This is a genomic window from Pseudomonas sp. FGI182 (genome assembly GCF_000511325.1).
GTDB lineage: Bacteria > Pseudomonadota > Gammaproteobacteria > Pseudomonadales > Pseudomonadaceae > Aquipseudomonas > Aquipseudomonas putida_Z.
Map to the genome: position 1 here is coordinate 401840 of NZ_CP007012.1, position 12353 is coordinate 414192.

Annotated in this window: 9 protein-coding genes; 2 read left to right on the forward strand and 7 right to left on the reverse strand. The window is 63.7% G+C overall.

All coding sequences use genetic code 11. The annotated features are described in order from the left end of the window. Positions 1–65: 65 nt before the first annotated feature. The 5 genes from C163_RS01720 to C163_RS01740 form a co-directional block, all read right to left on the reverse strand. The gene (locus C163_RS01720) at positions 66–2501 is read right to left on the reverse strand and encodes a TonB-dependent siderophore receptor (protein WP_025337418.1); all 2436 of its coding nucleotides are present in this window, start codon (positions 2499–2501) and stop codon (positions 66–68) included. 219 nt (positions 2502–2720) lie between these two features. Beyond that, positions 2721–3677, reverse strand: a complete 957-nt coding sequence (locus tag C163_RS01725) for a FecR domain-containing protein (RefSeq protein WP_025337419.1) — start codon at positions 3675–3677, stop codon at positions 2721–2723. Then, entirely contained in the window at positions 3674–4192 is a 519-nt protein-coding gene (locus C163_RS01730) for an RNA polymerase sigma factor (RefSeq protein ID WP_025337420.1), read from the reverse strand. Before C163_RS01730 ends, C163_RS01725 begins: the two co-directional genes overlap by 4 nt. Before the next feature lie 261 nt (positions 4193–4453). Beyond that, complete coding sequence (locus tag C163_RS01735) at positions 4454–5164, reverse strand: PolC-type DNA polymerase III (RefSeq protein WP_025337421.1); 711 nt, start codon at positions 5162–5164, stop codon at positions 4454–4456. Continuing rightward, positions 5161–7098, reverse strand: coding sequence for a DUF294 nucleotidyltransferase-like domain-containing protein (locus tag C163_RS01740; RefSeq protein ID WP_025337422.1), 1938 nt, complete (start codon positions 7096–7098; stop codon positions 5161–5163). The genes C163_RS01735 and C163_RS01740 overlap by 4 nt, the downstream gene beginning before the upstream one ends. A gap of 116 nt (positions 7099–7214) precedes the next feature. On the opposite strand from C163_RS01740, the gene C163_RS01745 reads away from it, so the two are divergent. Continuing rightward, positions 7215–7754, forward strand: coding sequence for a response regulator (locus C163_RS01745; protein WP_025337423.1), 540 nt, complete (start codon positions 7215–7217; stop codon positions 7752–7754). Between the two features lie 147 nt (positions 7755–7901). On the opposite strand, the gene C163_RS01750 is transcribed toward C163_RS01745, so the two are convergent. Continuing rightward, the gene (locus tag C163_RS01750; protein WP_025337424.1) at positions 7902–10079 is read right to left on the reverse strand and encodes a malate synthase G; all 2178 of its coding nucleotides are present in this window, start codon (positions 10077–10079) and stop codon (positions 7902–7904) included. 451 nt (positions 10080–10530) lie between these two features. On the opposite strand from C163_RS01750, the gene C163_RS01755 reads away from it, so the two are divergent. Continuing rightward, the gene (locus C163_RS01755) at positions 10531–11049 is read left to right on the forward strand and encodes a glycine cleavage system protein R (protein WP_025337425.1); all 519 of its coding nucleotides are present in this window, start codon (positions 10531–10533) and stop codon (positions 11047–11049) included. A gap of 331 nt (positions 11050–11380) precedes the next feature. On the opposite strand, the gene rarD is transcribed toward C163_RS01755, so the two are convergent. Further along, positions 11381–12268, reverse strand: a complete 888-nt coding sequence (gene rarD, locus C163_RS01760; RefSeq protein ID WP_013970552.1) for an EamA family transporter RarD — start codon at positions 12266–12268, stop codon at positions 11381–11383. Between the last annotated feature and the right edge of the window lie 85 nt (positions 12269–12353).

The window sequence follows — 12353 nt, forward strand, 5'->3', positions numbered from 1 at the left end:
CGCTCCTACAGGGACCGCGTTGGCCTTTGTAGGAGCAGCCTTGTGCTGCGAATGGCCCGGCTCACTCAGAACTTGTAATTGACACTGGCCACCACGTTGCGCTCGTCGCCGTAGTAGCAGTAGTACCCGTCACAGGTAGACAAGTAGTCCTTGTTGAACAGGTTCTTCGCATCCACGGCTACGGTCACCCCCTTGAGGGTGCTGTTCAGGCGGCCCAGGTCGTAGTGCACCGAAGCGTCGTACACGGTGTAGGACCCAACATGCCCCCAATCGGTGTTAGTGGTATTACCGTAGGTGTCGCCCACGTAGCGCACGCCAACGCCGACCCCAAACCCATCCAGTGGTCCGCTGTGCCAGGTGTAGTCAGCCCAGGCAGTAGCCTGGTTGCGCGGCACCTGCGCCATGCGCTTGCCTTTCTCGTCACTGGTGCCTTTGATGATTTCGCTGTCGTTGTAGGTGTACGAGCCCACCAGTTTGAGGTTCTCGGTCACATCCGAGGTAGCCTCCAACTCCAGGCCTTTTACGCGCACTTCGCCTACCTGGCGGGTGACACCTCCCTCGGTCACCGACATGTTCTCCTGTGTCAGGTCGAACACAGCAGCGGTGAACAGGCTATTGCTGCCTGGAGGCTGGTACTTGATGCCCAGTTCGTATTGCTTGCCTTCGGTTGGTTTGAAGGCATCGGTGCTGTTGACGGTGGAGCCGGTGGCGGCCTGGAACGACTCGGCATAGGAGATGTAAGGCGTCAGGCCGTTATCGAATACATAGCTGAGTGCTGCGTTACCACTGAATTTCTTGTCGCGTTGGGTGTTGGTGGCGTCGCCTTTGTTGTGGAAGGTGGTGCCGGTGTGCACCCAGTCCTCACGGCCACCAAGGGTCAGGCGCCAGTTGTCCAGAGCCATCTGATCCTGGATATACAGGCCGGTCTGCTGGGTTTTCTGGTCGTAGTCGTACATGTCGAAGTACTGAACGTTCGAGAAATCCTGACCGTAGATTGGGTTGTGGATATTGCTCGGTGGCACACCCGCCGAGCCCCAGCGCCAGCGGGCATTGCTGTCCGAGCGCTGGTGGTCGAGACCCAGCAGCAGGGTATGGGCAACCTGGCCGGTCTGGAAGTCGGCCTGGAAGTTGTTGTCCAGGGCGAACTGGGAGATGTCCTCCTCGACGATACCGGCGGTGCGTTGCACGGTGCCATCGGCGCTGACAGCTTCGTCCGGGCCGGCTGGCCAGATCGAACCACCGGCGGTAATGCCCTTGAAGTCCAGTTCGTTACGCGCGTAGCGCAGGTTCTGACGGAACTGCCAGGTATCGTTCAGGCGGGTCTCGAACGCATAGCCCAGGTGGTAGTAGGTGCGGTCGTAGGACTCCCAATCCGGGTCGCCCAGGTTCTTGTGGTGCGAAATCTTGCCTGCGGGGCTATCCAGCTTGGTGCCTTGCAGTGGCAGGAACTGGCCGGTGATGCCGGTGTCATCGCGGGTGTACTGGCTGATGAACGTCAGCTTGGTATCGTCGTTGATGTTCCAGGTCAGGCTGGGCGCGATGTTGTAGCGCTTGTCCGGGATGTGGTCTACCGGCGCACCGCTGTCACGCACGGTGCCGCTCACTCGGTACAGGAACTGGCCTGCATCGTCGAGCTTGCCGGTGCTGTCGAAGTTGATCTGCTTGTGGTTGTTGCTGCCAACCTGGGCTTCGATTTCGTGGCTGCTTTCCAATTGCGGCCGACGGCTGGTCATGTCCAGCAGGCCGCCTGGTGGAGTCTGGCCGTAGACCGAAGAAGCCGGGCCGCGCAGCACGGCGATGCGCTCCAAGTTCCAGGGTTCGATCTTTGGGGTGGCGTAGTTGCCCTTGGGCAATGGCAGGCCATCGAGGAACTGGGTAGGCTCAAAACCACGTACCAGCAACCAGTCGCTGCGCGAGTCGGAGCCATAGCCGCTGCTTTGCACGCCAGCGGTGTAGCGAAGGGCATCGTTCAGGCTGAGCACCGGCCGGTCTTCCATCTGCTGGCGGGTGATCACGCTTACCGAGCGGGGGAGTTCGGCGATGGCGGTGTCGGTCTTGGTGCCAGCCGCTGTCCGGGTCGCGGTGTAACCCTCTACCGGCCCCCAGGCGCTTTCATAGTTGGAAGTCGCATTGATCGCAGTCTCCGGCAACGCCAGTGTCCCTTCCGGCGTAGCCACCAGGCTGTAGCTGCCCACGCTGCTTTGCTGCAGCTGCAGGCCGGTGCCGCGCAGGGCGGCCTGCAGGGCACCAAGGCCATCGTACTGCCCGCTCACCGGGGCCGAGGTGCGGCCGCTGACCAGTGCCGGGTCGATGGCCAGGGTGATGCCGGCCTGGCTGGCGATCTGGTTGAGAGTGGTGGCCAGCGGGGCGCTGGGCAGGTCGTAGGCGCGCTGAGCGGATTGCTCGGCGGCGAACAGGGCAGGGCTGGCCAATGGCGCGGCCACGGCGATGGCCAGGGCCATCAGGCTGGGGCGCAGGATACGATCAACAGCACGGGACATGCAGCGGCTCCTCGACGGATAAGTGCTTTCTGCTTCCTTGCCGAGCGAGATTTGAAAAGTGACAGGGCGAATCTGAAATAAATTGAGAATTATTTGAAATTGGTTTTTGCCTGTACCGGCCCTTTCGCGGGTAAACCCGCTCCCACAGGGATCGCGGGGGCTTTGAGGCTGGTGCAATCCTGTGGGAGCGGGTTTACCCGCGAAGAGGCCGGTGCAGGCCTACTTGGGAACGACGGTCACCCACCACGGCGTATGCCGCTCGACCTTCACCGGCAGTGCCGGCACCAGCGACGACAGCGCCAGGTCGGTGTCGGTCAGCGGGAAGCTGCCGGTCACACGCAGGTCGGCGACTTGGTCGTCCACCCCGAGGTAACCGCTGCGGTACTGGCCGAGCGCGGCCAGCAGGTCAGCCAGGCGCACGTTGTCCACCACCAGCATGCCGCGGGTCCAGGCGTCGGCACCGGCTGGCACCGTGCCGATCCGGCCAAGGCCGTTGGCGTTCATCAGCACCTGCTGGCCTTCGCGCAGCACCTGTTCGTCGCCGCTGTTCAGCGGCATGGCGGCGACCGAGGCCTGCAACACCTCCAGGCGCGTGCCGTCGTCCTCGCGGCGTACCAGGAAGCGCGTACCCAATGGGCGCAGGCGGCCATCGTCGGTGCGCACCAGCAGCGGGCGCGGGTCCTGGTGGCCGGTTTCGACCGAAATCTCGCCCTGGTGCAGCACGATCACCCGTTGCTCGCCGGCGTAGTCGATATCCACGGCAGTGTGGCTGTTCAGGCTCAGCAAGGTGCCGTCTTCCAGGCGCAGGGTACGCAGTTCGCCGGTGGCGGTACGCTGGTCGGCCAGCCAGTAGCTCGGTGCCAGCGATGGTGCGCCGACCCAGGCCAGCAGCGAGCCCAAAAGAAACATGCCGGCCAGCCCGCCGCCGACCTTGCCGATGCGTCGGCGCAGGCCGGCGCGCGATTGCAGCAGGGCCTGGCGTGCCGGGCCGGCAGCGGCGCTCACGCGCTGGTCCATGGCGCCGAGCTGGCGCCAGGCGCGGGCGTGCTCCTCGCTGGCGGCATGCCAGCGCATGAATTCGCTGCGCTCGTCGGGTGTGCCGCTGCCGTTGTCGAGGCTGAGTTTCCAGGCAATGGCGGCTTCCAGCACCCGGGACGAAACCGGTGCACTGCTCACGTCGGCTCCCCGTACAGGGCCACGTAGCACTGGCGCATGCCCTGGGCGATGTACTGGCGCACCCGCGACACCGAAACCCCCATGCGCTCGGCGATTTCGGCATGGCTCATACCGTCCAGGCGATTGTGCAGGAATGCTGCGCGGGCCTTGCTCGACAGCTTGCCGAGCAGGCGGTCGATGGCCTTGAGGTCCTCGAGGATCAGGTGCTGCACTTCCGGGGAAGGTTGTTCGGCTTCCGGCATCAGGGCCAGTTCGGCCAGGTAGGCCTGTTCCAGCGCGGCGCGGCGGAAGTGGTCGAACATCAGGCCCTTGGCCACGGCGGCCAGGAACGCGCGGGGTTCGCGGGGCGTATCCAGTTGCTCACGGCCGAGCAGGCGCACGAAGGTGTCCTGGCTCAGGTCTTCGGCACGTTGGCGGCAGGCCATGCTGCGTTGCAGCCAGGCGAGCAGCCAGCCGCGGTGGTCGCGGTACAGCGCACCGACCAGATCGGCGTGTGGGCTCTGTGCAGAAGACAAGCAGCGTCCCCCCGGAACGAATGCATTAACTAACGATAATTATTCGCGATTGTTGCAGAGGGGAGGGGGTGGGTGCAATGGACGCTTATCGGATGGCCATCATGGAAACGGCAGGTGGCCGTTCAGCAACTCGGTCGTTGTAGGAGCGGCCTTGCGTCGCGAAAGGGCTGCATGGCAGCCCCGGCCATATCTGCGGCGAAGCTGAAAATGTGGGGCCGCTGCGCGCCCCTTTCGCGACACAAGGCCGCTCCTACAGGATCTTCACAGGCCGTGATTGTGCGCTTTCCGCCGCCGCCAGCCGCGCAGCCGCTGCTCCAGCTGCAGCGGGCTGTCCAGCTGCTGGCGCCGGGCCTGGCTGAACAGGATCAGCGCCAGCTCGGCGGTCACCAAGGCATCGGCGCTGGCATGATGGCGCTCCTCTACCTGCAGGCCAAACCGCGCCACCCAGTCATCCAGCCCGGCCTCGCGCAGCACTGTGTCGGGGTTGAGCATCGGTGCCAGTTCGGCAACATCCAGGAAGGGCGAGTGCAAGCGATAGCCCAGGCTTTCCTTCAGTGCACGGGCCAGCATGCGCTGGTCGAACGGCGCGTGGAATGCCAGCACCGGGCTATTGCCAATGAAGTCGAGCAGGTCGAGCAACGCCTCGGCCGGGTCGCAACCGGCAGCCAGGGCACTCGGGCCCAGGCCATGGATCAGCACGCTGGCGTTGGTCTTCTGCAAAGGCCGGTGCAGGGTGCGTTCGAATTGCTGGGCAAAGTCGATGGCGCCATCTTCGATGGCCACGGCGCCAACCGACAGCACCTGGTCACGGTTGGGGTTCAGGCCGCTGGTCTCCAGGTCGAGCACCACCCAGCGCTGCTCGCGCAGGGTACACACCCCCAGGGGCGCGGCCTTGGGCAGCCGGGCCAGGCGCTGGCGCGTGGCATGGTCCAGTTCGGGCGCACTGGGGCGCAGCCAGGCGAACAGGCTCATAGCTGGTACCGCAAGGCCAGGCTGCTTTGCAGGCGCTGGGCCTGGCGCAGGGACTCGCGCAGGATGCGCCGGTCCAGGTGGTTGAGGCTGTCCGGGTCCAGGCGGTTGGAATAGGGCAGGTTGTCGCGGGTCTGGCGCTGGTGCTGCTGCATGCGGGTTTGCTGGATGAAGTGGTAGGCCTCTTCATACGCTGCGCCGTCCAGTGCTTCGATTACGCCCTTGGCCACCAGCTGGCGCAGGCGTTCCAGGGTATTGCAGGCACCGATGCCGTTGGCCAGGGCCAGCAGCCGGGCACCATCGACGAAGGGCGTCAGGCCCTGGACCTTGAGGTCGAGGGTGGCGGCCTTGTCGTTGCCCTGGCGGGTCAGCACGAACTCGCGCAGGCGGCCCACCGGCGGGCGCTGGCGCAGGGCGTTGTCAGCCATCATGCGCTGGAAGATGCGGTTGTCGGCCACCTGGTCCAGCAGGCCCTGGCGCAGCTGCTCGCAACCTTGCTCGTCTCCCCACACTACGCGCAGGTCGAAATAGATGCTCGAACCCAGCAGGTTCTCCGGGCTGGCTTCGCGGACAAAACCGGCAAAACGCCGCGCCCACTCACTGCGCGACAGGCACAGCTCGGGGTTGCCGGCCATGACGTTGCCCTTGCACAGGGTGAAGCCACACTGGGCCAGGCACTGGTTGATGTATTGCGCCAGCGGCAGCAGGCGGGCGCGGATGGCGTCGGCTTCGGCGCCGTCGGCGGCTTCGAAGAGGATGCCGTTGTCCTGGTCGGTGTGCAGGGTTTGTTCACGTCGCCCTTCGCTGCCAAAGCACAGCCAGCTGAACGGCACGCCCGGGTCACCGCGCTCGGCCAGCGCCAGTTCGATCACCCGGCACACGGTGTGGTCGTTGAGCAGGGTGATGATCTGGGTGATCTGCGTGGAGGACGCGCCATGGGCCAGCATGCGCTCGACCAGTTGGCTGATTTCGCCGCGCAGCGAGACCAGGGTATCCAGGCGTGGCGCATGGCGGATGGTGCGCGCAAGGTGCACCAGGTCGACCCGTTGCAGGGAAAACAGGTCGCGCTCCGAAACCACACCGCACAGGCGTCGGTTTTCCACCAGGCATACGTGGGCGATATGCCGCTCGGTCATGGCCATGGCTGCGTCGAAGGCGCTGGCCTGGGGGCTGAGGTAGAACGGCTGGGCGGTCATGTGCCGCGCGATGGGCGCGCCCAGGTCGGCATCGGCCGCCGCCACCACCTGGCGCAGGTCGCGCAGGGTGAAGATACCGGTGGGGTAGCGCTGCGGGTCGACCACCACGATGCTGCCGACCTGCTGCTCGTGCATCAGCCGCACGGCGTCGCGCAGGGGCGTGTCGGGGCTGCACACCACCGGGTGGCGCATGGCCAGTTCACCCAGTGGCGTGTTCAGCGAATACTGGGTGCCGAGGGTTTCCACCGCGCGCTGGCGTACCTGCTGATTGACCTGGTCGAGCAGGCTGCTGACCCCGCGCAGGGCAAAATCCCGAAACACTTCCGACATCGAGAACACGCGGATGAACGCGGCCTTGTTCAGCTGCAGGCAGAAGGTGTCCTCACCGGCCAGGTGCTCGGTACGGGTCGCTCGCTCGCCGAGCAGGGCAGCCAGCGGGAAGCATTCGCCGCTGGTGATTTCGAAGGTGGTCTCCACACCAGGCTTGACCAGGTGCTGGCGCTCACCCACCACGCGGCCCTGCTTGACGATGTAGAAGTGCTCGACCGGCCCGTCGGCAGGTTTGACGATGCTTTCGCCGCTGGCATAGAAGCGCAGCTGGCACTGTTCGACCAGGTAGGCCATGTGGCTGTGTTCCATCTGGTTGAACGGCGGAAAACGCTGCAGGAACTGCAGGGTGCCCTGGATGTTCTGCAGCACTGCTGTCCTGCCCGCCTGGCTGTAGGCGTCCTTTTTGCTCATGAAACTGACCGTATCGCTATGCCGAACTATATATATCTATATATAGGTGCCGGCCATGTTGTTCTCTGCCTCCATGGTCGGCTTGCGGCGGGGTGGTGCCCATTGGACGTAAGTCTATGAGCGCCCCTGTCAAAGACCCGACGAAAGGCCAGCCGGGTTACGCAAGTTCTGCGGTCCTAATGCTGAAGCGGAATTTTTTTGACGAGATGAGCATGCCTGAGCAACACGACATCCTGAGCGACGCCGAGCGCGAGGCATTGGCAGTCGTAAGTGCGCCTGTGGCTGCCAAGCCGTTGGTGCTGGTGGTGGATGACAATGCAGTGAACCGTGAGGCGCTGATCCTGTACCTGAAAAGCCGGGGGATCGACTGTGTCGGAGCGGATGGGGCCGAGGAAGCCAGGCTATACCTGCACTACCAGCAACGAATCGGCTTGATGATCACGGATTTGCGCATGCAGCCCGAGGATGGCCTGGACCTGATCCGGCAGATTCGCGAGTCGGAACGGGCGGCGTTGTCGATCATCGTGGTGTCGGGTGACACCGATGTGAAAGAGGCGGTGGACGTGATGCACCTGGGGGTTGTGGATTTTCTGCTGAAGCCGGTTGATCTGGACAGGCTGCTGGAGCTGGTGAAGAAAGAACTGAAGATCGAGTAGTGCAGGAGTGGGGCTGCTTTGCAGCCCTTTCGCGACACAAGGCCGCTCCTACAAGTACTGCGCCAGACCTCAGCCTTGCGCGGTACCTGTAGGAGCGGCCTTGTGTCGCGAAAGGGCCGCAAAGCGGCCCCCTGTCGCAGATGTCGCTTACAACCCGTTACGCGCCTTGAACTCGCGGCGACGGCGGTGCAGTACCGGCTCGGTATAGCCGTTCGGCTGCTTGCCACCTTCCACCACCAGCTCTACCGCAGCCTGGAACGCGACGTTGTCGTCGAAGTGCGGTGCCATCGGGCGATACAGGGCGTCGCCGGCGTTCTGCTGGTCGACCACCACGGCCATGCGCTTGAGGCTTTCCAGCACCTGCTCCTGGCTGACCACGCCATGGCGCAGCCAGTTGGCCAGCAGCTGGGCCGAGATGCGCAGGGTGGCGCGGTCTTCCATCAGGCCGACGTTGTTGATGTCCGGCACCTTCGAGCAACCCACACCCTGGTCGATCCAGCGCACCACGTAGCCGAGGATGCCCTGGGCGTTGTTGTCCAGTTCGTTGCGGATCTCTTCGGCCGACCAGTTGGTGTCGGCGGCCAGCGGGATGGCCAGGATGTCGTCCACCGACGCCGGGGTACGCGAAGCCAGTTCACGCTGACGCGCCTGTACGTCCACCTTGTGGTAGTGCAGCGCATGCAGGGTGGCGGCGGTCGGCGACGGCACCCAGGCGGTGTTGGCACCGGCCAGCGGGTGGGCGATCTTCTGCTCGAGCATGGCCGCCATCAGGTCGGGCATGGCCCACATGCCTTTGCCGATCTGCGCACGGCCTTGCAGGCCGGTGGCCAGGCCAACGTCGACGTTGTTGTTCTCGTAGGCACCGATCCACTTCTCGTTCTTCATGGCGCCCTTGCGCACCACGGCGCCGGCTTCCATCGAGGTGTGGATTTCATCGCCGGTGCGGTCAAGGAAGCCGGTGTTGATGAACACCACGCGCTCGGCTGCGGCCTTGATGCACGACTTGAGGTTGACCGTGGTACGGCGCTCCTCGTCCATGATGCCGACCTTGACGGTGTTGCGCTTCATGCCCAGCAGGTCTTCGACCTGGCTGAAGATCTCGGCGGCGAAGGCTACTTCCTCCGGGCCGTGCATCTTCGGCTTGACGATGTACACGCTGCCGCTGCGGGTGTTCTTGCGGCTGGTGTTGCCATTGAGGTTGTGCAGGGCGATCAGGTTGGTGAACAGGCCGTCCTGGATGCCTTCGGGGATTTCGTTGCCTTGGGCGTCGAGGATCGCCGGGTTGGTCATCAGGTGGCCAACGTTGCGCACGAACAGCAGCGAACGACCGTGCAGGGTCACGCTGCCGCCGTTGGGCGCGGCGTACTCGCGGTCCGGGTTCATGGTGCGGGTGAAGGTCTTGCCACCTTTGCTCACGCTTTCGGCCAGGTCGCCTTTCATCAGGCCCAGCCAGTTGCGGTAGACGATCACCTTGTCGTCGGCGTCGACGGCGGCAACCGAGTCTTCGCAGTCCATGATGGTGGTCAGCGCCGATTCCATCAGGATGTCTTTCACGCCGGCGGCGTCGGTGCTGCCGACCGGGGTGCTGGCGTCGACCTGGATTTCGAAGTGCAGGCCGTTGTGCTTGAGCAGCACGGCAGTCGGCGCGGCGGCATCGCCATGGAAGCCGATCAGCTGGGCGTCGTCACGCAGGCCGCTGTTGCTGCCACCTTTCAGGGCAACTACCAGCTTGCCGCCTTCGATGCGGTAGCCAATGGAGTCGACGTGCGAGCCGGCCGCCAGTGGCGCGGCTTCGTCGAGGAAGGCGCGGGCGAAGGCGATGACCTTGTCGCCACGTACCTTGTTGTAGCCTTGGCCTTTCTCGGCGCCGCCTTCATCGCTGATGGCATCGGTGCCATACAGCGCGTCGTACAGCGAACCCCAACGGGCGTTGGCGGCGTTCAGGGCGAAGCGGGCGTTCATCACCGGTACGACCAGCTGTGGGCCGGCCATGTGGGCGATTTCTTCGTCCACGTTCTGGGTGGTGGCCTGGAAATCGCCGGCTTGTGGCAGCAGGTAGCCGATTTCCTGGAGGAATGCTTTGTAGGCTACGGCGTCGTGGGCCTGGCCTTTGCGTGCCTGGTGCCAGGCGTCGATCTTGGCTTGCAGCTCGTCGCGCTTGGCGAGCAGGGCTTTGTTCTTTGGAGCGAGGTCATTGATGATCTTCTCTGCACCCGCCCAGAACTGCTCGGCGACGATGCCGGTCCCTGGGATGGCTTCGTTGTTCACGAAGTCGTACAGGACCTTGGCGACCTGAAGGCCACCGACTTGAACGTATCCAGTCATTGCTTGCCTCACTCTGCTCAGCTATTTCGCTCTTCTGTATTAAGCCTGTAGCGCTTCTCTAAACACGGCACCAGTGCATGCCCCCGAGTAAAGCCCCGAGCGCGGCTGGGTGCGGCCTGCCAGACCGGCTGGCAGACAGTGTGCGTATTTTCACAGGCGCCTTGGCAGACATCCAAACGACGTTTTGTAGTCCGCGCCACGGGATACTACATGAAGCAGTAGGCGGGGCAAAATCAGACTAAAAGCGCCGTTATGCGACCCGTTGGTCGCGTATGGTCACGCTGGGAGTGAGTATGTTCGCAAAAAACAGGTGGATTGTTCCAGATAAATCTTGAAACAGTACACGATTCGTTATGCGGATTGCCCTGCGGCAGGTTGCCGCGCCTTGCCTATACTGAGTCGATCCCCCGATTTTCTGCCGCACGGCGCGGTCCGACACGAGGAAGGGCTTGTGGATCATCTTGTACTGACTGTGATTGCCCCTGACAAGGCCGGCCAGGTCGAGCGCATTGCCCAGTGCATCGCCGACCACAGTGGCAACTGGCTGGAAAGCCGCATGTCGCGCATGGCCGGGCAGTTTGCCGGCATCCTGCGGGTGGCGGTGCCGGCGGAAAACTACGACGAGCTGGTGGCTTCGCTGCAGGGGTTGGTCCGCTATGACATTCGCGTGCTGATTGCCGAGAGCGGAATCGAGCCGTCGTGCACCTGGAAGCCGATTGCCATGGAGCTGGTAGGTAATGACCGGCCGGGGATCGTGCGTGATATCACCCGCCTGCTGGCTGAATTGCAGGTGAACGTCGAGCGGTTTTCAACAGAAGTGCGGCCGGCGCCGATGAGCAGCGAGCCGTTGTTTCATGCAGATGCGTTGTTGGCTTTGCCGTTGACTCTGCCGCTCGAAGAACTACAGCAGCGACTGGAGAGCCTGGCGGATGACCTGATGGTTGAGTTGCAACTGCGAGCGGAGGATTGATCCGAGATTGCCGGGGCCGCTTCGCGGCCCATCGCGACACAAGGCCGCTCCTACAAGGTTACGCGTTCCCCTGTAGGAGCGGCCTTGTGTCGCGATGGGCTGCAAAGCAGCCCCCTACGGTTATCCCGATATCACGGGGAAGGCCCTGTGGATAACCTGGGGGTTCCCCTCTCCAGCCCAGGCCGCGCGCGCCTTACAAGGCTTTGATCAAAAAACACCCAAAAATCAGCAGCTTGTGCACAAAGCACGGGGACGAGGATGTGGATAACCTTTGGAGATGTGTCTGCAGGCCACGAATTACAAGGCCTGCAGAATTCTGATCATTTTTTGATCAGCTGCGCTTGCGCAAACTGACCCACGCATCGACGCTGTAAATCGCCAAACCCGCCCAGATGAACATGAACGCCACCAAGTTGCTCGACGACAAGTGCTCATCGAACAGCAGCACCGCCTGCAGCAGCACCAAGGTCGGCGCCAGGTACTGCAGGAAGCCCAGCGTGGTGTACGGCAAGTGCCGCGCGGCAGCGTTGAAGCACACCAGCGGCACCAGTGTCACCGGCCCCGCAGCCATCAGCCACAACGCTTCGCTGCTGGTGTAGAACGCGCCCTGGGCACTTGTCGCCGCCGGGTGCAGCAACAGCCAGCCAAGGGCCAGCGGTACCAGCATCCAGGTTTCCACCACCAGGCCCGGCAGTGCCGCGACCGGTGCCTGTTTGCGAATCAGCCCATAGAAGCCGAAGCTCAGCGCCAGCACCAGCGACACCCACGGCAGGCTGCCCACCTGCCACACCTGCTGGGCCACACCCACGGCGGCCATGGCCACGGCCAGCCACTGCAGGCGCCGCAGGCGCTCGCCGAGAATCAGCATCCCCAGCAGCACATTGATCAGCGGGTTGATGTAGTAACCCAGGCTGGCCTCGAGCATGCGCCCGTTGTTCACCGACCATACGTAGGTCAGCCAGTTGCCGGCGATCAGCGCCCCGCTCAGGGCCAGAATGCCCAGCCGGCGCGGGTTGTCACGCAGTTCACGCCACCAGCCTGGGTGTTTCCACACCAGTAGCAACAACGAGCCGAACAAAGCCGACCAGAGCACCCGGTGGACAATGATCTCCACCGCCGGGACGCTCTGGATTGCCTTGAAGTACAGGGGGAACAGCCCCCAGATGATGTAGGCGCTGAGGCCCAGTAGGTACCCGCGACGCGGGTTTGCGGCGTGCATGCAGAATCCTTGCTTAGGTAGCTAAATGAAGCGCTGGGCTATTTCAGCACACGTTGGCGAGTTGTGCAGGCACTTATGAAACGCG